Annotated in this window: 18 protein-coding genes; 4 read left to right on the top strand and 14 right to left on the bottom strand. The window is 62.8% G+C overall.

From position 1 onward, the window contains the following. Positions 1-56 precede the first annotated feature (56 nt). The 8 genes from holA to AR689_RS09545 form a co-directional block, all read right to left on the bottom strand. Positions 57-1,073 carry a DNA polymerase III subunit delta gene (gene holA, locus AR689_RS09580; RefSeq protein ID WP_062069548.1) on the bottom strand — a complete coding sequence of 339 codons (1,017 nt, stop codon included), beginning with the start codon at positions 1,071-1,073 and terminating at the stop codon, positions 57-59. Beyond that, the gene (locus tag AR689_RS09575) at positions 992-2,677 is read right to left on the bottom strand and encodes a ComEC/Rec2 family competence protein (RefSeq protein WP_062069676.1); all 1,686 of its coding nucleotides are present in this window, start codon (positions 2,675-2,677) and stop codon (positions 992-994) included. The genes holA and AR689_RS09575 overlap by 82 nt, the downstream gene beginning before the upstream one ends. 43 nt (positions 2,678-2,720) lie before the next feature. After that, positions 2,721-3,566 carry a helix-hairpin-helix domain-containing protein gene (locus AR689_RS09570; protein WP_062069545.1) on the bottom strand — a complete coding sequence of 282 codons (846 nt, stop codon included), beginning with the start codon at positions 3,564-3,566 and terminating at the stop codon, positions 2,721-2,723. 72 nt (positions 3,567-3,638) lie between these two features. Beyond that, complete coding sequence (locus tag AR689_RS09565) at positions 3,639-4,673, bottom strand: DegV family protein (protein ID WP_062069542.1); 1,035 nt, start codon at positions 4,671-4,673, stop codon at positions 3,639-3,641. Between the two features lie 8 nt (positions 4,674-4,681). After that, on the bottom strand, positions 4,682-7,210 hold the full coding sequence (gene leuS, locus AR689_RS09560) for a leucine--tRNA ligase (RefSeq protein ID WP_062069674.1): 2,529 nt from the start codon (positions 7,208-7,210) through the stop codon (positions 4,682-4,684). Positions 7,211-7,570: 360 nt separating this feature from the next. After that, a complete protein-coding gene (gene glpK / locus AR689_RS09555; protein WP_062069539.1) occupies positions 7,571-9,085 on the bottom strand; it encodes a glycerol kinase GlpK in 1,515 nt (504 codons plus the stop codon). Between the two features lie 71 nt (positions 9,086-9,156). Next, complete coding sequence (locus AR689_RS09550) at positions 9,157-9,909, bottom strand: MIP/aquaporin family protein (RefSeq protein ID WP_062069535.1); 753 nt, start codon at positions 9,907-9,909, stop codon at positions 9,157-9,159. A 168-nt stretch (positions 9,910-10,077) separates the two neighbouring features. After that, positions 10,078-11,859, bottom strand: coding sequence for a glycerol-3-phosphate dehydrogenase/oxidase (locus AR689_RS09545; protein WP_062069532.1), 1,782 nt, complete (start codon positions 11,857-11,859; stop codon positions 10,078-10,080). Between the two features lie 122 nt (positions 11,860-11,981). Between AR689_RS09545 and AR689_RS09540 the strand changes: the two genes are divergently transcribed. The 4 genes from AR689_RS09540 to AR689_RS09525 are packed head-to-tail and all read left to right on the top strand — an operon-like array spanning position 11,982 to position 15,909. Beyond that, positions 11,982-12,944 carry a sugar-binding transcriptional regulator gene (locus AR689_RS09540; RefSeq protein ID WP_062069529.1) on the top strand — a complete coding sequence of 321 codons (963 nt, stop codon included), beginning with the start codon at positions 11,982-11,984 and terminating at the stop codon, positions 12,942-12,944. Positions 12,945-12,978: 34 nt separating this feature from the next. Next, entirely contained in the window at positions 12,979-13,875 is an 897-nt protein-coding gene (locus tag AR689_RS09535) for an aldo/keto reductase (RefSeq protein ID WP_062069527.1), read from the top strand. A gap of 10 nt (positions 13,876-13,885) precedes the next feature. Next, complete coding sequence (locus tag AR689_RS09530) at positions 13,886-14,830, top strand: alpha/beta fold hydrolase (protein WP_062069524.1); 945 nt, start codon at positions 13,886-13,888, stop codon at positions 14,828-14,830. Further along, entirely contained in the window at positions 14,827-15,909 is a 1,083-nt protein-coding gene (locus AR689_RS09525; protein WP_062069521.1) for a glycosyltransferase family 4 protein, read from the top strand. The genes AR689_RS09530 and AR689_RS09525 overlap by 4 nt, the downstream gene beginning before the upstream one ends. Before the next feature lie 18 nt (positions 15,910-15,927). Here AR689_RS09525 and AR689_RS09520 read toward each other — a convergent pair whose 3' ends face one another. The 6 genes from AR689_RS09520 to mihF form a co-directional block, all read right to left on the bottom strand. Further along, complete coding sequence (locus tag AR689_RS09520) at positions 15,928-18,030, bottom strand: primosomal protein N' (protein WP_062069518.1); 2,103 nt, start codon at positions 18,028-18,030, stop codon at positions 15,928-15,930. Between the two features lie 171 nt (positions 18,031-18,201). Then, entirely contained in the window at positions 18,202-19,431 is a 1,230-nt protein-coding gene (gene metK / locus AR689_RS09515) for a methionine adenosyltransferase (RefSeq protein ID WP_024816815.1), read from the bottom strand. A gap of 76 nt (positions 19,432-19,507) precedes the next feature. Further along, on the bottom strand, positions 19,508-20,755 hold the full coding sequence (gene coaBC / locus AR689_RS09510; RefSeq protein ID WP_062069514.1) for a bifunctional phosphopantothenoylcysteine decarboxylase/phosphopantothenate--cysteine ligase CoaBC: 1,248 nt from the start codon (positions 20,753-20,755) through the stop codon (positions 19,508-19,510). A gap of 27 nt (positions 20,756-20,782) precedes the next feature. After that, positions 20,783-21,043 carry a DNA-directed RNA polymerase subunit omega gene (gene rpoZ, locus AR689_RS09505; RefSeq protein ID WP_017197559.1) on the bottom strand — a complete coding sequence of 87 codons (261 nt, stop codon included), beginning with the start codon at positions 21,041-21,043 and terminating at the stop codon, positions 20,783-20,785. 39 nt (positions 21,044-21,082) lie between these two features. Continuing rightward, positions 21,083-21,655 carry a guanylate kinase gene (gmk, locus tag AR689_RS09500; RefSeq protein WP_062069511.1) on the bottom strand — a complete coding sequence of 191 codons (573 nt, stop codon included), beginning with the start codon at positions 21,653-21,655 and terminating at the stop codon, positions 21,083-21,085. Between the two features lie 21 nt (positions 21,656-21,676). Then, positions 21,677-22,003: an integration host factor, actinobacterial type gene (gene mihF / locus AR689_RS09495; protein WP_024816819.1), complete on the bottom strand. Its 327-nt coding sequence runs from the start codon at positions 22,001-22,003 to the stop codon at positions 21,677-21,679. Between the last annotated feature and the right edge of the window lie 70 nt (positions 22,004-22,073).

Here is a 22,073-nt window from a genome sequence, read left to right as displayed (position 1 = left end):
CGCCCCATGGGGCGCCGGCCTTTGGGTTTAAGCGCATCTTTCAACGCCGATCGACGTCAACGGCGGCTGGCCGAGGTGGCTATCACCGTGACCGCGTGCTCCACTGCGTACACCGGGTCCCGCGACTCGCCCTTCACCTGGGCGTCGGCTTCTGCGATGACCTGGATAGAGCGGATCAAACCTTCCGGGGTCCAGCGGCGCACGTCTCGCTGTGCCTGCTCCACAAGCCAGGGCTGCATTCCCAGATTTTTGGCGATGGTGGACGGAGATCCGTTGGCACCGGCAACTTTGGCCAGGGTCCGCAGCTTGGCCGCAAGTGCCGCAACCAAGGGAACCGGATCAACGCCAGTGGCCAGGGCGTGACGAAGGGTGGACAATGCCACAGGTCCGTTGCCGGCCATGGCAGCGTCGGCAACCTTGAAGGCCGTGGCTTCCACCCGGCCACCGTAGTAGCGCTCCACTGTTTCAGCCGTGACAGCAGTGGTGGCATCGGCAATGAGCTGGTTGCAGGCCGCAGCGAGTTCTGAGAGGTTGGCGCCCACCGCATTGACCAACGCCTGGACAGCTTCTCCTTCTATGCGGCGCCCACCGGCTCTGAACTCAGAGACGACGAATGCGGTCTTGTCCGAGTCCTTCTTCAGGGGCTGGCAATCGATGACGGGCCAGCCGGCGGATTTCACGGCGTCGAGCAGCTTCTTGCCACGCACTCCCCCGGCATGGCGCAGGACGAGCACAACGTCCTGGTCCGGATGCTGAAGATAGGCTAATCCGTCGGCCAGAAAAGCATCGTTCATGGCTTCAAGACCCTCAACCTCAATGAGCTTGTCCTCCCCGAAGAGGGAGGGCGTGACGGCCATAGCCAAAGAACCGGCCTCGTAGGAGCCCGCATTCAACCGGCTGAGTTCGACGTCCGGAGTAGCGGCCCGTACGTGGCTGCGGATGCCATCCATGGCGCGGATACCCAGGTACTCTTCCGGGCCCATGATCAGGACTACGGCGGCCGGCGTCGCCTCCCGCCAGCTGACGTTGTTCGCCGCGACGCTCTTGGCCCGGGTGTTTTGGGCAGCAGCCACAGGTGGTTCCTTCCGGACGTTTTTTTGCAGGCTTCAAGTCTGCCATGGTTACGCCGTCCGCCGCGCTCCAGAATCAGCATTACCCCGCGATGCAACGTCATGACGTGATACATCACTCCTGCCGGGTGCAGCATCATCCAGACCACCAGGCCGGACAGGAGTGAGAGGGCCACCATGGCCGACACCCCTGCTGGACCTTCCGCCCATGGCAGGGCCGCCCCGGGCAAATGGGCGAAGAACCGGGCTATGCCGGCCACAACTCCGGCGCATCCCCCGGCCACAGCGACGGGCACCACCGCCAGCCAAGGAAAGACCACAGCCAGCGGAACGGCAACGGTTCCGAAGATCGTTATCGGCGCTACCAAAGGACCAGCCACCACGTTGGCGATCAGGGCATACGGTGTGAACTGCGGCTGCAGGGCCACGATGACCGGGCCACACAGCAATTGGGCGGACAGCGGTACGGCACATCCGGCAGCCAGCCAGCGCGGCACGACGGAAGGTACCCACGACGCCATGCGGCCGGCCAGCAAGACGATACCCAAGGTTGCCAGGACGGACAGGAGGAAGCCGACATTTGCAGCCATGCCCGGATCCAGCAGCAACAGAATGATGGTGGCAAGGCAGAGAAAGGTCAGGGACCGACCCCGCAGGCCCCCAACCAAGGCAGCCAACCCCACGGTCCCCATGACAGCAGCCCGTAGAACACTCGGATCGGGACCGACCATCACAACAAAAGCCGTCAGACCGCATGCAGCAAAAGCTCCGGCAAGCGGGCGGGTCAACCTGAGGCATCTCGCCAAGAGAACGAAACCTCCCATGACCAAACTGCAGTTGGCACCACTGACCGCGGTGAGGTGTGTCATTCCTGTTGTCTTCATATCTGCCTCGAGGCTTTCCGGCAGCGCGCTGGTGTCTCCGGTGACCATCCCCGGCATCAGGCCGGCAGGGTCCGAAGGCAACCACGCCGATGCTGCGACGAATTCTCTTCGCACGTCGAAGGCTGACTGCCGGACATCAAAAGCCGCGCCGATGACGACGGGAGCAGAGGAAGCGGACAGCAGTGCCGCCTGCGATTGTCCTTCCCGCACAGCCTTCAACGTTCCTGACGTTCTGACGTGCTGCCCCGGCCGCACGTTTTGCCAGCCATTTCCACCAACCACCATCACGTCCGCGGCGCCTTGGGTCACAGAACCCTTGGAGGTGACTTTGACCAAACCCGCAGTAACGGACCATCGATGTCCGCTGGAGTGTCCCGGCACGGGGACCTCAGCAGGAACTCCGGTGATCTGCACTTCAATCAGGACACCGCTTCCGCCTGACACAGCTTCAGCGAGGGGGCCCACCTCCCGCGTGTTGGCCGTGACAGCACAACTAACCGCCACTGCCACGCCCAGGACGGCTGCCAAGGCGAGGGTTGCAGAAATCGTACTTGCCCGTTGCGCGGCTGGCCTATGACGCCGTGCCCTTGCCAGCAGCAGAAGCCCCGCCAGGGCCAGGACTCCCGCCAGCGCCCCGGACCACGTTGCGTCGATCAAGGACCCGAGCAGAGCAACGGACCATGTGACCAGCACCGTAGGGACAAGCCTCAAATCCGTGCGCATCGGCGACGCTGAGCCGCCCGCACGAGCTGGCGCGCCCGCCGACTTAGCCACCCTGCACCGTCACGAGATCCTTGAGGGACTCCATGAGCTTGGGCCCGATGCCGTCAACGGCATCGAGTTCATCAACAGAAGCAAAGGAGCCATGCTCTTTCCGCCAGTCAATGATTCCTTGTGCAGTCACGGGCCCGATTCTGGGCAGAGTGCCCAATTCTTCCAGTGACGCAGTGTTGATGTTGACCTTCGCTCCTTTGACCGCAGGGGCCGCGGTCCCATCGGAGCTACCAGAACCTTCGGCCAGCGGGCTGGGCTGGGGCTGCACCTCCCCGATCACCGGTACGTGAATTTTGACGCCGTCACTGAGCACCTCTGCAAGATTAATCCCATTGAGTTCCGCCTTGGGCCCAGCACCCCCGGCTGCCTCTATTGCCTGAAAGACCCTGCTGCCCTGCGGGAGCGACACCACACCGGGTTTCTGCACAGCACCGGCGACGTGCACCACCACGCTCCCGCCGTCGCCTGTGGCTTCTGCCTGCGGAGATACCGGGGCCTCCTGCTCTGTATGACCGGAAGAAACTGTAGGGCCGGAAGAAGATGAAGGGCTGAGGGGTTCGGTACGCGATTGCCCAACAGCGGACTGCCACAAGTGCCATGCAATGATGCCAGCTCCAACGATGGCCACGAGGGCAGCCACCCGCCACGGGGTCCTCCACCTGGTCCGCGGGGGACTCGCAGGGGCTTCCGGTTCTGAATCCTCAGGGTAAGGGCCAGGCTCGGGAGGCAACTCCAAGAGCGGCGGGGATTGGGGGCGGGTGCCCATACGGGAGTCAAAGCGCTGCCGGGCTGCCTGCGTTGCGGCATCTTGGGAGGCGTCCCGGTTCCGGCGTGGCATCTTTCGAGCCTATGGCTCCTCCACGGGAACGACGCGCACAAGATGCTCTATGTGGATAAGGGGATCTAAGCCTCAGCCCGTAGGTGTACTGCTCTCACCCACGATGACTGCGAGCACTCCCAATCCGGCATGCGCCGCCAAAACAGCCGGGAGGGCGCTGATTTGGGGTGGAGGGCAATCCGGGAATTTCTCGTTCAACCGGGCAGCCAAGGCTTCGGCCTCCAGCTGATTGCCAAAGTGGTGCACTGCCAATCGTTGCTGGCCGGCGGGGCGGGAGGCTACGTCGTCGGCGACGATCTCCTCCAAGCGGGCTATGGCGCGCACAGCGGAACGGACTTTTTCCAGCGGTACTATCCTGCCGCCGTCGACCGCCAGGATGGGCTTGATAGCCAGGACGGTACCGAACAGGGAAGCCGCCGCGCCAATGCGGCCGCCGCGCCTCAATTGTTCGAGGCTGGGTACGTAGAAGTAGACCTTGGTGCGCTCCATGCGCTTTTCGGCGAAGCCGCGGACTTCAGCCGCCATTTGGCCATCGGCCGCCGCTACAACGGCACTCTGCACGCCCATTCCCTGGGCCATTCCCACTGTGCGCGAATCCACTATTTCGACCGGAATGGTGACCCTCGCTGCGGCCAGCCTTGCAGCGTCAGCGGTCCCGGAGAGTTCGGACGAAATATGGATGGACACTACAGACTCGAAGCCGTTCCGTTGCGCAGCGAGGTAAGCCTGCTCAAACTGCCCGGGCGACGGCCGCGACGTTTTCACCGCGGCGCCGGAAGCGAGAGCCAAGGACAGGGTCTGGGTGATGTCGTCTTCGCCCTCGCCGTAGATTTCAGTCCCGACCATGACTGGCATGGGGACAACGGCGAGCCGTCCGTCGGCAGTAAAAGCTGACACCCAGTCCGGTGGGAGGGCAGCTGCGGAATCGGTGACGATTGCTGTCTTGACGACGGCGGCCAGCGGCACGTCCGCGGTAGCAACCGGGGCGGTGGGCTGGCGGAGACGCGCCACTCTTTCCTTGAGCCACATCCATGCGGGTGGTTCTCGCTCAGGCACGCGACCTCCAAAGATGATGGCTGGCCGCCGGCAAAGTGCCGGCGGCCGCACAATTCCTGCTACGCAGGAACGATGTTCACCAGTTTAGGTGCCCGCACGATAACCGTACGGATGCCGCGGCCATCCAAGGCCCGCTGGACGTTCTCCGAGGCCAAGGCGAGCTCTCGCAGCTCGTCCTCGGTGATGTCCGGCGAAACGTCCAGGCGGTCGCGAACCTTGCCCTGGACCTGAACCACGGCGGTGACGGTGTCCTGCACCAGCAGTGCGTCGTCGTGCTTCGGCCAGCCAGCATTTGCTACGGAGGCCGGGTGGCCGAGGGTGTTCCACAGGTCCTCTGCGGTGTACGGCGCAAACAGGCTGAGAATGACCGCTACGGCCTCCACTGCTTCACGAACGGCGGGATCTGCCGCACCGGCGCCCGAGTCGATGGTTTTGCGCGTGGCGTTGACCAACTCCATGAGGCGGGCAACCACCACGTTGAACTTGTTGTTGTCCAGGAGATCAGCGGCGTCGGCAATGGTCTTGTGCGTCACGGTGCGCAGGGCACGGTCACCGGCAGCAGGATCAACACCGGGCTCGCTGCTGACGTCTTGGCCGAGGCGCCAGGCACGCGCCAGGAACTTGGCCGAACCCGACGGCGAAACATCCGCCCAGTCGACGTCGTCCTCCGGCGGGGAGGCGAAGACCATGGTGAGCCGTACGGCGTCAACACCGAACTTGTCCAATTGCTCGCCCAGATCCACACCGTTGCCGAGGGACTTGCTCATGGCCTTGCCGCCGTTGAGTACCTGGCCCTGGTTGAGCAGGGCCGAGAACGGCTCGTTGGCCTCAATCAGGCCGATGTCCTTGATGACCTTGGTGAAGAAGCGTGCATAGAGCAGGTGCAGGATGGCATGCTCCACGCCGCCCACGTACTGTCCAACCGGCATCCAGTTGTTGATCTTTTCGGGATCAAACGGGCCCTCGGTGTAATCGGGCGACACGAACCGCAGGAAGTACCAGGACGAGTCCACAAACGTGTCCATGGTGTCTGTATCACGCTGCGCAGCCCGTCCGCAGTTGGGGCACTCAACGTTGACCCACTCGACGGCGGAGGCCAGCGGGGAAGTTCCCTTCGGCGACAGCGCCTCACCGCGCAAATTGTCCGGCAGCCTGACCGGAAGCTGGTCATCGGGGACAGGGACTTCGCCACATTCACCGCAGTGGATGATGGGAATAGGGGTACCCCAGAAACGTTGGCGGCTCAGCAGCCAGTCACGCAGCCGGAAGTTGACGAACTTCTCTCCGGTTCCCAGTTTCTCGAGGATCTCAATCGCTGCGGGAATGCCTTCAGCCTTGGTGAGCCCGTCCAGTTCGCCGGAGTTCTTCAGCGTTCCTTCACCTGTCGAAGCCAAGCCGGTCTCGGCCGGCTCCTCGTCCCCGGTCTCGAACACTGCTCGGACGGGCAGGTCGAAGGCCTTGGCGAAGTCGAGGTCGCGCTGATCGTGTGCGGGGACGGCCATGATGGCGCCTGTACCGTAGTCGGCCAAGACATAGTCGGCGGCCCATACCGGCAACTTCTCCCCGTTCAAGGGGTTGATGGCGTAGCGCCCCGTGAAGACGCCGGTCTTCTCGCGTTCGGTGGACTGGCGGTCGATTTCAGAGAGCCCTTTGACCTTTTCTCGGTACTCCATGAGGGCGTCGTGCTGCTCGGGTGTGACCAGGTCCAGCGCCAGGTGCGCATCTGCTGCGACCACGAAGAACGTTGCGCCGTAGAGGGTGTCCGGCCGCGTGGTGAACACGGTGACTTCGCGCTCGGCACGGTCTTGCGTGGCTTCGATGACGAAGCGCACGTGGGCGCCCTCGGAACGCCCGATCCAGTTGCGCTGCATGGCCAGAACGCGCTCGGGCCAGTGGCCTTTGAGCTGGTCCATGTCCTCGAGGAGACGGTCGGCGTAGTCGGTGATCTTGAAGTACCACTGGTTCAACGACTTCTTGGTGACAGGTGTGCCACAGCGCTCACAAGCACCGTTGACTACCTGCTCGTTCGCCAGGACGGTGAGGTCCTTGGGGCACCAGTTAACGGGCGAGTCCTTGCGGTAGGCCAGGCCACGCTCGTAGAAGCGCTTGAACAGCCACTGGGTCCACCGGTAGTACTCGGGGTCTGAGGTGTGGATGCGGCGGGACCAGTCGGCAGAGATGGCGTATCGCTTGAACGAGGCAGCCTGGGTGTCGATGTTGGCGTACGTCCACTCGCTGGGGTGGGCGTTTCGCTTGATCGCGGCGTTCTCCGCGGGCAGTCCGAATGAGTCCCAACCGATGGGGTGCAGGACGTCGAAGCCCTTCTGGCGCAGGTAGCGCGCTACGACGTCGCCCATGGCGAACGCTTCTGCGTGGCCCATGTGGAGGTCGCCGGAGGGGTAGGGGAACATGTCCAGCACGTAACGGCGTTCCTTGGAACCGTCGTCGGCAGGCGTGAAGACTTTAAGGTCTTCCCAGACCTGCGGCCACTTGGCTTCCATCGCTGCAAAGCTGTAGACGCCCTCTTCAGGCGCTTCGGCTGCGGCTGTTGGTGCTGTTCCGGTCTCTGTCTCCGGCTGAACGCTCACTGCTGCCCTCTTCTGTTCTTCGATGGCGGTTTTGACTCCTGCTGCGGCCCGGGAAACCCCCGGACACACAAAAGCCCCTCAACAATGGAGGGGCGGCCGCACGGCTAATGAAAGCCGAGCGGCTAGCTAAGCAGAAGGATCGCACGCATAGATCTACAATAGCGCACGATCAAACTCCCACGTCGCATCGAGCGGCTTACAGAACTGATGGATGAGTTGACGGCAGCCGCGCCTCGCCCGGGTGTGGTGGCCACCCGCGGTGGGCCCCCAGCTGCGAGGGCCCCACCGCGAGCTTGCGAGCGGCGGGAGCAGCTGGGGACGGGCGGGGCAGGCGCGGCTGCCGTCAACGTCGGGAGATGGCTACTTAACGTCCTCGTCGACCCAGTCCATGGACTTTGTGACGGCCTTCTTCCAGAGCCGCAGCTGACGCTCCTGCTCTTCTGCCGGCAGTTGCGGTTCCCAGCGCTTGTCTTCGTTCCAGTTGGCACTGAGCTCGCCGAGGTCTTTCCAGAAGCCGACGGCGAGGCCGGCGGCGTAGGCAGCACCGAGGGCCGTGGTCTCGACTACTTTCGGACGGACTACGGGTACGCCCAGGATGTCGGCCTGGAACTGCATGAGTGCCTCGTTGGCGACCATGCCGCCGTCGACCTTCAACTCGGTGAGCGGGACACCCGAGTCGGCGTTGACGGCGTCGAGCACCTCGCGGGTCTGGAAAGCAGTTGCTTCCAGGGCTGCGCGGGCGATGTGGCCCTTGTTGGCGAAACGGGTGAGGCCGACGATTGCTCCGCGTGCGTCTGCACGCCAGTACGGTGCAAACAGTCCGGAGAATGCGGGGACGATGTAAACGCCTCCGTTGTCCTTAACACCGGCGGCAAGTTCTTCTACCTCCGGGGCGGAGCTGATCATGCCGAGGTTGTCGCGGAGCCACTGGATCAGGGACCCGGTGACGGCGATGGATCCTTCAAGGGCGTAGTGCGGTTTGGCGTCTCCCAGTTTGTATCCGAGGGTGGTGAGCAGGCCGTTCTTGGAGTGAACGATCTCTTCGCCGGTGTTGAAGATCAGGAAGCAGCCTGTGCCGTAGGTGTTTTTGGCTTCGCCTGGCTGGAACGCGGCTTGACCGAACGTTGCTGCCTGCTGGTCACCGAGGATGCCGGCTACTGGCGTTTCGCGAAGCAACTGCGAGGTGTGGACGTGTCCGTACACCTCGGAAGACGACTTGATGGCAGGCATCATGGAGGCTGGAACACCGAAGACGTCCAAAATTTCCTGGTCCCATTGGAGCGTTTCGAGGTCCATGAACAGGGTGCGGGAGGCGTTGGTGACGTCGGTGACGTGCACACCGCCGTCCACGCCGCCGGTCAGGTTCCAGAGGACCCAGGCGTCGGTGTTGCCGAAGAGGAGGTCACCGGCTTCGGCGCGTTCGCGGGCGCCGTCCACGTTGTCCAGGATCCACTTGATTTTGGTGCCGGAGAAGTATGTTGCCAGCGGAAGGCCCACCTTCTGTTTGAAGCGCTCCACTCCCCCGTCCTGTGCCAGTTCATCGACGATGGGCTGCGTGCGGGTGTCCTGCCAGACGATGGCGTTGTAGACGGCTTCGCCGGTGTTCTTGTCCCAGACGACGGCGGTTTCGCGCTGGTTGGTGATGCCGACGGCGGCGATGTCGTGCCGCGTCAGGTTCGCCTTGGACAGGGCTGAGGCAATGACTTCCCGGGTGTTGTTCCAGATTTCGGCGGGGTTGTGCTCCACCCAGCCGGCCTGAGGGAAGATCTGCTCGTGCTCCATCTGGCCGGTGGAGACGATGTTGCCCGTGTGGTCGAAAACGATGGCGCGGGAGCTGGTGGTGCCTTGGTCGATGGCGATGACGTATTGATTCATGGTGACGTCCTTGTCTTAGTTTGCTATCTCTTCAGTGTTTGGTGATTGTGCGGTTGCGAGTGTGTGCAGTACTAGCCGGCGATGGCGGGCATGATGTCCGGTACCCACAGGGCTACCAGGCCGGCGAGGGCGCCACCAACCAGCGGGCCGACGACGGGGATCCAGGAGTAGGCCCAGTCACTGGAGCCTTTGCCCTTGATGGGAAGGAGGGCGTGGGCGATGCGGGGGCCAAGGTCACGTGCGGGGTTGATGGCGTAGCCGGTGGGACCACCGAGGGAAACACCGATACCGACAACCAGCAGTGCAACGGCCAGCGGGCCGAGGCCCGAGGGGGTGCCGCCGAAGGTCAGGATGACGAAGACCAGGACGAACGTGCCGATGATTTCGGTGACGAGGTTCCAGGGGGTGGAACGGATGGCCGGGCCGGTGGAGAAGGTGCCCAGCTTGTTTGCTGCAAGGGGTTCTTCATCGAAGTGCTGCTTGTAGGCGAGCCAGCAGACCACCGCACCCAGGAAGGCGCCCAGCAGTTCAGCACCGAAGTACGTCAGGGTGGAGGCAAAATCCACAGGGACGCCGGGAGCGTATTCTGCTTTGCCGTTGACCAGCAAGCCCAGGGTTACGGCCGGGTTAAGGTGCGCGCCAGACTTTGCGGCCACGAAAACGCCCGCGAAGACCGCAATACCCCAGCCCCACGTCACCATCAAGAATCCGGCGTTGTTGCCCTTGGTGCCTTTGAGCGCGACGTTTGCCACGACGCCGCAACCCAGCAGGGTCAGCATCATGGTTCCGAATACTTCGGAAAGGAAAACAATTCCAAGAGACATCTTTGACTCCTCATTTTTCTGTTGTCAGCCCCCTCGCGGGTGAAGAGGCTGTTGGGACGGTTCCGTTGTCTCCGGAACCGTCCCGGTGTGGTGTTCCCCTGGCGGGTCCACCTACCCCATTCCGCCCCCACCGCACTCGGGGACGGTCAAGTTTTCCGCTGCTTGGTGTCAGGCTACGAGACTGTGCACGTCAACCTTGTGGAACCTCTGCAGTACCTCCTGGGCGTGGCGGATTTCTGCCTCGCGGGCAGCAGCGTCCCAACCGAGCGGTTCAGCAAGTGCCGCGGCGATCTCATTGAGCAGCTCCCCGGTGACCAAGCCACGGAATGCGAGCGACGTTCGGCGGATGAGGACATCCACCAGGTGCCCGATCTGTTCGTGCTCTGCCATGAAGGCCAGTTCCCGGACGCTCAGTTCACGGGTGGAACGCAGTGGTGCGTCGTGTCCGGCATTGAGGTATTCGATGACGGCGTCCGCCCGGGTTCCGTACCGGGTCAGCAGGACAGCTACACGGTCAGCGTCAAGGCCCGGCCCCATGTGCATCTTGATCCATTCCTGTTCGCCCTGTTCGGTGGCCGGGAAGCCGGCACCGCCGCCGATGGCGAGTTTCGCCGTCGAGACTTTGCGGTCCATGCCCAGTTCGCGCAGGACGTCGTTGGTCATGTGTTCTGCCAAAGCGCGGAACGTGGTCCATTTGCCACCCACCAAGCTGAGGACGACGGCGGCCTTGCCGCCTGGGGTTGCGACGGCGTCGCTGCCGGAACGGACGCTGCGTTCGATGCGGTAGTCGCGTGAGACGAATCCGGGCTGCGTTTCGTCGTGGCGCGGCAAGGGACGGACACCGGCGAAACTGTAGACGATCTGTTCGCGCTGCACCTTGATGGTGGGGAACACGTGGCCAACAAGATCGAAGAAGTAGTCGATCTCTTCGTCGGTGCAGACAGCATCCTCGGACATATCGGCGTCCACGTCAGTAGTGCCAACAAGCACCCGGTCACCCATGGGGTAGATCAGGACGATGCGGCCATCTGTGTGCTCAAAGAAGATTTCGCGCCCGTTGCAGGCCGCGAGCAGTTCGGGGTGGTCCAGGACGATGTGGGAGCCCTTGGTGCCGCCCATGAACTTGCTGACGGCGCCCATGGCCTGGTTGGTGAGGTCCACCCATGCGCCGGTGGTGTTGACGATCACGTCAGCTTTGAAGTCGAATTCATTGCCCGTCAGTTCGTCGCGGAGCTTCGCTCCGTCTGAGCCCATGGAGACGAGCGAGACGTAGTTGCTTGCGCGGGCGCTTCCTCCCGGCAGTCCGCCACTACGGCCCGCTTTCTCGCCGTCCTGCAAGACGTCCAGGGTCAGGCGTTCCGGGTTGTGAACGGAAGCATCAAAGTAGGTGGCCGCGTATTTGATTCCGGAGTGCAGCTTGGGGAGCTCAGCAAGGGCCTTCGTCCGTCCACGGAACTGGTGGCGGGGAACACTCCCGCCGTCACGGGAGAAGAAGTCGTACATGCTCAGGCCCACCTTGATGAGGAACGCTCCACGTTCCTTGGGCTTACCCTGCTTGTGGGTGAGGAACCGCATGGGCGCAGACAGAATTCCGGAGAATGTGCTGAAGATCGGGATGGTGGTCTGCAGGGGCTTCACGTAGTGCGGAGCGATCCGCAGGAGCCTGTTGCGCTCAACCACGGATTCCTGGACCAGCCGGAACTCACCGTTTTCGAGGTAGCGGATGCCGCCGTGGATCATGTGGGACGAAGCTCCGCTGGCACCCTGGCAGTAGTCACCGCGTTCAACAAGTGCGACGTCCACGCCTTGGAGGGCGAGGTCGCGGAAGGTTCCCACACCGTTGATGCCTCCGCCGATGATGAGCACCTTGGCCGAGGGCCGCTCCTGCAGTGCAACGACGGAGTCGCGCTGAGTGTGCTGTGAGGTACCGGAAATCTTGTTGTGTCCCAAAACTGCTCCCTTGGGCTTGGTTCGTGCGCCGCGCCACTCGCTGCTGCACCGTTCACCACTAATCTTGCGAAGGTGGAAAATGGAGTCAAGCTATTTGCACAAACGTGCAGGAAGGAAACGAGATGGCACGATCACGTCACTCTGATGCGCTCCGGGCTGCACAGATGTATTACCTGCAGGACCTGACCATGGATGCGATTGCCCGAGAGCTCCGGACGTCCCGATCGACGGTGTCCAGGCTGCTGTCTTCGGCGAGGGAAACGGGGCTGGTTCAGGTCCAGATTCGCAGCCCGTTTGATACCGGTCCTGAGCTGGAAAGCCAGATCAGGACCCAATACGGCGTGGACGTCCACGTGGTCCCGGTACTGGATACTCTCAACGAAGCCGAGACCTTGGACCGCGTCGCCATGCAGGCAGCACGAACAATCGGCCCCCTGGTGGACTCCAATGCCATTATCGGTGTGGCCTGGGGCGCGACGCTGAGTGCGGTCAGCCGGCACCTCACCCGCAAGGTGACGCACGACAGCATCGTGGTTCAACTCAACGGAGCCGGAAACATGCAAACCACCGGCATTACCTATGCCAGTGACATCATGCGGCGCTTCGGCAGCGCCTACGGTGCCCGTGTGGAACAGTTCCCTGTTCCGGCCTTTTTTGATCACGCCTCCACCAAGACGGCCATGTGGAATGAGCGCAGCGTTCAACGCATCCTGGACTTGCAGGCCCGCATGAGCATCGCCATCTTCGGCGTCGGATCGGTGGATTCCGATTACCCGAGCCACGTCTACGCCGGTGGTTACCTCGATGAACACGACCTCACCATGCTGGCCGCCGACGACGTGGTTGGCGACGTCGCAACGGTCTTCTTCAGGAGTGACGGGTCCTCGGACGGCATCACCCTCAATGAGAGGTCGACCGGTCCCGGCCATGAACAGTTGCGTCAAGTCAGGCGCCGGATCTGTGTGGTCTCCGGGGCGTCCAAGATCAATGGACTCCAAGGTGCGCTGGCAGCCGGGCTGGCAACTGACCTTATTTTGGACGAAGCCTCAGCCCGACGCCTGGTGAGTTTCAACGGCCATTCCTGAAGTAATCGTGCAAGGAATGGGTAGAGTCGTTGCTATGAGATCCCCTTCAAAGCTGACATCGAACAAGTTGGCGCTTAACAACGGCGTACAGATGGACCGCATGGGATACGGACTCTATAAAGTTCCCGCCACCGACGCAGAAGCCTTGGTTGCCACTGCCTTGGGCGAGGGCTACAGACGATTTGATACGGCCGCCATGTACGGCAACGAAGTGGGGGTGGGCCGGGCGCTTGGCGGTGCGATCGGAGACGCCACTGAAGCGAACAGAGGCACCGGCGGCTCCGGCGAATCCGTACACGCACTTGCACGCGAGGACCTCTTCGTCACCACCAAGGTCTGGAACGATGACCACGGCTACGATGCCACGCTCCGGGCGTTCGACACCTCCATCTCCAACCTTGGGCTGGACTTTGTAGACCTCTACCTCATCCACTGGCCCTGTGCCGGGCGGGGACTGTTTGCAGAGACCTACAAAGCCTTGGAGACCCTGTACCGGGAAGGGAAAGTGCGGGCCATCGGCGTGTCCAACTTCCAGCCCGGACACTTGGAAGAGCTGATGCAGAAGGCTGAAGTTGTTCCGGCGGTGAACCAGATCGAGCTGCACCCCTGGCTTCAGCAGACCCGCTTGCGAACTCTCCACGAACAGCTCGGCATCGCCACGGAAGCGTGGAGTCCGCTGGGCCGCGGACAGGTCCTGGCCGACCCCGCCATTACCGCACTGGCGGACAAGTACAACCGGACACCCGCGCAGGTGATTCTCCGCTGGCACCTCCAAGTGGGAAACCTGGTGATCCCCAAAGCAAGCTCTGCAGGGCGGATCAAGGAAAATCTTGCCGTCCATGACTTCGAACTGGATACTGCCGACATGGACGGCATCGCAGGACTCGAACGCCATCATCGGACCGGGTCGCACCCGGACAACGTGAAGTAGGACCATCCGTATGGAAACAGTGGACACCGCGCACACACCTGACGGAGCGCAGGCCCCCAGTCAATTCTTCAGCACCGCCCTGCCGGGCCGCACGCACGCCTCGGATGTGGACGTGGACGGCAGCAATGTTGCTTACTGGACGTACGAGCCCGTGGCCGCCACGCCCGCGACACGGACCATCCTGGTCATCCACGGGTTCCGGGGCGACCACCACGGCCTGCTGCGTGTAGCGGACCAGCTTCCGGAGATGCGCATCATCATGCCGGACCTGCCGGCCTTCGGAAGCTCCGAACCCTTCGTCGATGGCGAGCACTCTGTTGAACGCTACGGCCAGTTCATCACCGGTTTCATGAGCGCCCTCGGATTGGGCCCCAGGACCGTACTCCTGGGCCACTCCTTCGGGTCGATCGTGGCCAGTCACTTTGCCGCCTCGCATCCGGGCGCTGTCTTTCCCTTGATCCTCATCAACCCCATAGCCGCGCCGGCACTTGAGGGTCCCAAGGGAATCATGACCAAACTGGCCGTGCTGTACTACCAGGCCTCGGCGAAGCTTCCCCGCCCACTGGGGCTGGCGGTCCTCCGGAACCGCCTGATTGTCCGCGTCATGAGCATCACCATGGCGAAAACCAAGGACAAAAACCTGCGCCGTTTCATCCATGGCCAACACGATGCCTACTTCAGTGCCTTCGCGGACCGGAAAAGCCTGTTGGAGTCCTTCAAAGCCTCTGTCTCGGGACACGTCGCCCAGGTAGCCGAAGAACTGACGCTCCCCGTACTCCTGATCGCAGGGGAAAAAGACGAGATCGCCACCCTTCCCAACCAGTACAAACTCATGAAGCGACTACCCGAGGCGAAGCTGGAAGTGATTCCCGACGTCGGGCATTTGATCCACTACGAGACGCCGGTTCCGGCCGCCGAAGCAATCCGCATCTTCCTGGAGGAACATCCCGCGTGAAAATTGTCATCGACGCCCGCTTTACCCGAACGGACCATCACGATGGCATCAGCCGCTACGGTTCCAGCCTCATAGCCGCAACGTCCAAAATTGCCGACGTCACGATGCTGATCAGCGACAAGCGCCAACTGGCCCTCCTCCCCGACGTCCCGTACGTACTGATCAACAGCCCACTGTCGCCCGTGGAATTGTTCGTTGCCCGCAAGGTCAACCCCCTTGGTGCCGACGTGGTGGTCTGTCCCATGCAGACCATGGGCACCTTCGGCCGCAAATACGGGCTGGTGCTGACCCTTCACGACCTCATTTACTACGAACACCCGACTCCCCCGGGCTTCCTGCCCGCACCCGTGCGGCTGCTGTGGAGGCTTTACCACAAGGCGTTCTGGCCGCAGCGGATCCTGCTCAACCGTGCGGACATCGTGGCTACCATCAGCCGCACCACCGAAGCCCTCATGGCCAAGTACACGCTGACGAAGCGTCCCGTACGCATAGTGGGGAACGCACCCCAACCAGGTCAAACACCTCGCGACCCTGAAGCAGGGGCAGACAAGTCGATCCTCTACATGGGTTCGTTCATGCCGTACAAGAACGTGGAAACCATGATCCGGGGCATGTCCGGGCTGTCCGGGTACACCCTGCACTTGCTCAGCCGGATCACCCCGCAACGCAGAGCTGAGTTGGAGGCCCTGGTTCCCGACGGAGCCAAGGTGGTGTTCCACAACGGTGTCACGGACGCCGAGTACGACGAACTCCTGCTGCGGGCCACAGCGCTGACCAGCCTGTCACGAGCCGAGGGATACGGTTTGCCGCTGGTGGAGGCCATGGCCCTGGGCACTCCCGTCATCGCGAGCGACATTCCCATCTTCCGTGAGGTGGGCGGCGACGCTGTCAGCTACGTCCACCCTGAATCTCCGGCCGAGTTCGCAGCGGCCGTGACTGCACTGGACGAGGACTCACTGTGGCAGGAGCGCTCCCGAACATCGGTGAAACGCGCTGCAAACTTCAACTGGGACGAGTCGGCACGGCAGCTCCTTGCCGCGGCCGAAGAAGTCATGGCTCAGCGTCAACCCAAGGCGTAGCCGAGGGAACAGCCGGGGTCAAAGGACGTCGACGCCATCCAAACGCAACTGCACCGGGCCCGACGTGCGCTTGGCGGCGTTGGCCACCTTAACGGCCCGCATGGCCCGGGTGGTCTCGGCGGCGTCTGCGTACGGAATGAAGTAGAGCGTCCGGACCTCCGCATCGCTCTCCACGGTGCCGGCGGAGACCTGATGACTGCCGGACAGTTGCACAGGTGCAGGTCCGGCTTTGCGTAGTTTGGCTATCGAGGCCAGCTCGGCATTGGCTTCCACAGCGTCACTGAAATGCACGACGTCGGCCCTGGGGCCGGTCACGGAAGCCACCCGGACTGCCGGGGGCAGTTGCAGTTCCTTCCGCAGCGCCAGTTCCCGTGACGCAAATCCGGCGGGGTCCCACCTCAACAGTGCTCCCGTCGCCGCGGTATCGTCGGCGGTGATCACCACGAGTCCGCCCTGGCTGGCCGGCTTCACAAGGGAAGCGGCATTGAACCACCGGCGGACGGTATCCTCCCCTGCGCGAAGGTTCTCACGCCGGAGCAACGAGTTGCCGTCCAGCAACAACGCTACCGCGTATCCGTTGGAGGCTACCGGCTCAGCACCGACCGTTGCGACCACCAGCGCAGGGGCGTCCGGGACAGATGCCTTGATGTGCTCACCGGATGACGTGACGACGGCTTTGCCGGGGAAGGCCCGCCCCAGCTCCTCTGCCGTCCGCATGACTCCCGCCGCCCCCCGGCGCAGTCTTGTTCCGCTACAGTGCATGCAGCGCCATTGTGGGGATGGGGTGGAACACCACCGGCACGCCGGAATGGCCGAACTGCTGGACACTGCCAGCGGCCCCTGACAAGCGTTGCAGCGCGCAAGTTCCCGGCACGTCTGGCACACCAGCGACGGGGCGTATCCGGCCCGGGCCACTTGGACCAAGACCGGGCCGCGCTCCAGGCCTTCTTTGGCTGCCCGCCACGCCGCACCGGGCAATCGTGCAATACGCGCCAGAGGATCACGTTCTTGTTCGTAGCTGTCAGCGGTGTTGAGAACCCGGGGCGCCGTGGCGCGGACAGTACTTCGGGGTGCCTCAATGGGCACCGCCCAGTGCATTTCCACAAGGCGTTGGAGTTCGGTGCTTCGGTTATGGGAGGCCATAAGGCACGCGGCGTTCTCCTGCTCGGCACGCAACAGAAGGACTTCCCTGGTGTGCGCATAAGGCGCCCTTTGCTCGATGTGGAGGTCATCGCCGTCGTCCCAGCACACCACCAGGCCAAGGTCGCGCACAGGAGCATAGGCCGCTGAACGAGTGCCGATGGCCACTCCCGCTGTACCGCTCAGAAGCCGCAGGAAGTTTCTGTACCGGGGCGTTTGCCCGTCGTCCGCCGTGAGGCGGGCAATGTCCGATGACGGCAGGACGTTGGCAAGCGCTGCCTCCAATTGCTCCAGATCCCGATAGTCCGGCACCACCACCACCGCGCCACGTCCCGACGAGCGAACGGTGGCAACTGCCGTAGCCACCAGGGCCGGCCAGCCATCAGGACCGAACCCCTGCAGAGCCGTGAGGACAGCTTTTGGCGAACCGCCTTTGGCAAGGTGCTGCAGATACGGCTCACCATTGCTGTAAGAAGCCCACGCGTGAGCATCTGTGGCCGGTTTCAGGTCAGCGACTCCGGCTTCGAAGTCTCCGGCCAGAAGTTCCTTCTCCACCTTGGCCACCCGAGGAGGAATTGCCGTTCGAAGGACATCGCTCAGGGTTCCGGCGTAACGGGCAGCCACTGTGCCTGCCAGCTCCATAGTGGCCGGGGTCAGCACCGCAACCGGGGACACCACTTTGTGCAGGGTGTTCAAAGGCGCAGCAGCATCCGAGTCTGCACGCCGTTCAATGATGTATCCGTTCAGCTCCTGGCCGTTGAACTTGACCTTCACCCGGACGCCTGGCGCGGCATCCTCGGCGAGCTCTGCTGGAACGCTGTAGTCGAAGGGCCTGTCCAGATGGGGCAGGGACGATTCGAGGGCCACCCGCGCCACGGGATTCTCAGCGGCAAGCGGCGGCCCATTGACCGGTGCACGATCCGGAAACCCTTGAAGCAACGAGGGCTGAAGCAACGACGGCTGGGCCTCGTGTCCTGCCATGCACTTCACCTCCACCTCTGAGCGCGGAATAACACCACGCAGTCTTAACCCGGAATGCCCGCAGCGGGATTGACCCGCTGCGGGCATCTCTCTGGCACCAGCCAATCACGGGCCACTGACAAAACAACAACCTGGGGTTGATGCGACTGCTGCCAACCGATCGTTAAGGGCTCAGGCGTTGAAGTATTCCTTCAGGTCGGCCACGCGGTCCAAGCGTTCCCACGTGAAATCCGGGTCATCCCGGCCAAAGTGACCGTGCGCAGCCGTCTTGGCATAAATGGGCCGCTTGAGGTCCAGCGCGTCAATGATGGCGCGCGGACGGAGGTCGAACAACTCGTCGATCGCTTCACTGATGCGGGCCGGGTCAACCGTTTCCGTGCCGAAGGTCTCAACGTACGTTCCAACCGGGCGTGCTTGGCCGATGGCGTAGGCGATTTGAATCTCAGCCCTCTTGGCCAGGCCGGCCGCCACCACGTTCTTGGCAACCCAGCGCATGGCGTATGCGGCTGAGCGGTCCACCTTGGACGGATCCTTGCCGGAGAAAGCTCCACCGCCGTGGCGCGAGAACCCCCCGTAAGTGTCCACGATGATCTTGCGGCCTGTGAGCCCGGCATCGCCTACAGGACCGCCGATAACGAAAGCGCCGGCCGGGTTAAGAATGTTGGCAGCATGTGAGATGTCCAGGTTGGACGCCGACATGACGGGATCGATCACGTAGCTGGCCAAGTCCGCTCGAAGCTGCTCAAGGCTTGCCTCTTCGGCGTGCTGGCTGGAGATGACCACCGTTTCCACGGAAACCGGCCGATCGCCGTCGTATCCTACGGTGACCTGCGTCTTGCCGTCCGGGCGAAGGTAGGCCAGCTCGCCGTTCTTTCGGACTTCCGTGAGGCGTTCAGACAAACGGTGCGCGAGCCAGATGGGCGTAGGCATGTAAGAGGCCGTCTCATCGCTGGCATAGCCAAACATGATTCCCTGATCGCCCGCACCCTGGAGGTCGTAGTCGTCCTCTTGGCGGCCTTCACGGGCCTCAAGTGAGTTGAACACGCCACCGGCGATGTCGTTGGACTGTTGGCCGATGGACACGGACACACCACAGCGGGCGCCGTCGAATCCGTTGGCCGACGAGTCGTAGCCGATGCCCAGGATGGTCTCGCGGACAATCTGCGGAATTTCCACATAAGCGTCGGTGGTAACCTCACCGGCCACATGCACTAAGCCGGTAGTGGCCATGGTTTCAACGGCCACGCGGGATTCCGGATCAGCAGCCAGCAGCGCGTCCAGGATGGAGTCGCTGATTTGGTCGCAGATCTTGTCCGGGTGCCCTTCCGTGACGGATTCGGACGTGAAGAGCCGGAGCTTGGACGGGGTGCCATGGTGTTCATGGTGCAGCGGTAAAGTCACTCGACCACCTTACTGGGTTGCGGGACGGCGGGATCTGCCGTGTGTCCCTTTGCGAAGAATTCGGGTGTGGGCTCAGTTACACGGCCGGGAAGACGCGGGTCAGTTCGGTGCCCACCCGATCAATGACGGCAGCGGCGACGTCGGCCTTTGAGCCTGCGGCCGACTCCGGGTCGGCGCCGTGACCGGACAGAATGACCACCGAATTGTCGTCCTGGCCGAATACCCGGCCGACGCCCACCTGGTTCACCACCAAGAGGTCGCAGCCCTTGCGCTTGAGCTTGGCCGTCGCATGCTCCAGCACGTCGCCTTGGGCATCGCCCGTTTCGGCTGCGAAACCGACAATCAACTGCTGACCGCCGTCGGCATGACGACGTTCCACGAGCTCATGCAGGATGTCCGGGTTCCGGATCAACCGCACAACGGGAGCGTCCTCGCCGTCGACCTTCTTGATCTTGGTGTCCGAAACCTCTGCCGGACGGAAGTCCGCAACAGCAGCGGCCATGATGACGACGTCGGAATCCACTGCCGCCTTCAGCGCGGCTTCGCGTAGTTCCAAGGCCGATTCAACGCGTACAAGCTCCACTCCGGCAGGCGGCTCGACGTCCATGTGTGCGGCAAGGAAACGAACTGTGGCTCCGGCAGCCAGGGCGGCAGCGGCCAACGCCGCGCCCTGCTTTCCGGAGGACCGGTTGCCCAGGAAACGGACAGGATCCAGGGCCTCCCTTGTGCCGCCGGCGGAAATGGTGACGATTCGTCCTGCCAGGACACCGGAATGGCTGCCCTGGGCCGGTGATGTTTCCGAGCCGGCAAGGGCCATGGCGGCAGCGAAGATCGCCTCCGGCTCCGGTAAGCGCCCAGGCCCTGAATCCGAGCCCGTCAGGCGACCCGAGGCAGGCTCCAGCACGGTGACGCCACGACTGCGCAGCGTCTCTACGTTGGCCTGGGTTGCCGCGTGCTGCCACATTTCCGTGTGCATCGCAGGAGCAAACAGAACCGGCCCATGGGCCATGAGAAGCGTGTTGGTGAGGAGGTCTCCCGCTTGTCCGGTCGCTGCTTTGGCCAAGAGGTCTGCGGTGGCAGGCGCCACCACTATAAGATCCGCCTCATGACCCAGACGGACGTGATTGACCTTCTCGACGTCGTCAAAGACGCTGTTGCTCACAGGGTTACCGGAGAGGGCTTCCCATGTGGCCACTCCGACGAATCGGGTAGCGGCTTCCGTGGGGATGACCGTCACCTTGTGACCGGCTTCAGTAAAAAGCCGGAGGAGCGATGCAACCTTGTAGGCTGCGATCCCTCCCCCGACTCCGAGGACTATGCGCACGTGACCTCCGTCAACAGGCAGTCTTTATTATTCTGCGGGCTCGATCGGCGTGGAAACCAGCAAGCCTTCGTTGATCTCGCGCAGAGCGATGGACAACGACTTCTCGTTCAGCTTGGTGTCAACCAACGGGCCGACGTACTCGAACAGGCCCTCGTGGAGCTGTGCGTAGTAGGCGTTGATCTGACGGGCACGCTTGGCGCCGAAGATGACCAGGCCGTACTTGGAATCAGCAGCCTCAAGCAGCGAATCGATCGGCGGGTTGATGATGCCTTCAAGGTTCGTGGACACGAATTCTCCAAATTTTAGCGGGCCAACAAATGCAAGCGCTTAGCGCTGGTGCGGGGTAAGCCCCATGAGTGAAACAAGCTCGTCCGCTGCCCGGCGAACGTCGTCATTGATGACGGTGTGGTCAAACTCCGGTTCAGCAGCAAGTTCCAGTTTAGCGGTTTCCAGCCTGCGCTGCTGTTCCTCAGGAGTTTCCGTGCCGCGGCCCACCAATCGACGGACCATTTCGTCCCAGCTCGGCGGTGCCAGGAACACGAAATTCGCGTCCGGGACCGCTGCCTTGACCTGCCGGGCACCCTGGAGGTCAATCTCCAGCAAGACAGACTTGCCATCGGCGATTGCCGCGTCAACAGTGCTGCGGAGCGTACCGTAGCGGTTCTGGCCATGCACCACAGCCCACTCCAGGAGTTCACCCTCGGAGACCAAGGAGTCAAACTCCTCGGCGGACTTGAAGAAGTAGTGGACGCCATCCTTCTCGCCCGGACGCGCAGCCCGGGTGGTTGCCGAGACCGAGAGCCAAACCTCTGGATAGTTGTCCCTGATGTAGGTGGATACGGTTCCCTTGCCAACGGCAGTGGGGCCTGCAAGGACAGTCAGTCCGGGTTTCTTGCTCACGGATTCCTTCGGGGAGATGCGTCAAACGCTTTGCTGAGTATCCATAAAATCTACCAGCGCCCGGGCCTGGTGAATTCCCAGCCCCCTGATCCGCCGGGATCCGGCAATGCCAATCTCGGCCATGATTCCGGCTGCCCTGACCGGACCAATGCCCGGCAGGGCCTCCAGCAATTCCACTACCCGCATGCGCGCAATCGCCTCATCGGTAGTACCTGAGGAGATCAACTCGGCAATGCTCACCTCGCCACGCTTGAGGCGTTCCTTGGCCGCGGCGCGCACAGCCCGCGCCTTGGCAGCCTTCTCCAGGGCATCGGAACGCTCCTGCGGTGTCAGCTCTTTAAGGCCCACTGCCAAACCCCTGTCAGATCGCGATTGTGATCCAGATCACGCGGACTGATCCTGAACCTACCGGCAGGGG

It is taken from the genome of Arthrobacter sp. EpRS71, assembly GCF_001512285.1.
Lineage (GTDB): Bacteria > Actinomycetota > Actinomycetes > Actinomycetales > Micrococcaceae > Arthrobacter.
This window is presented reverse-complemented; position numbering and strand designations above follow the sequence as displayed.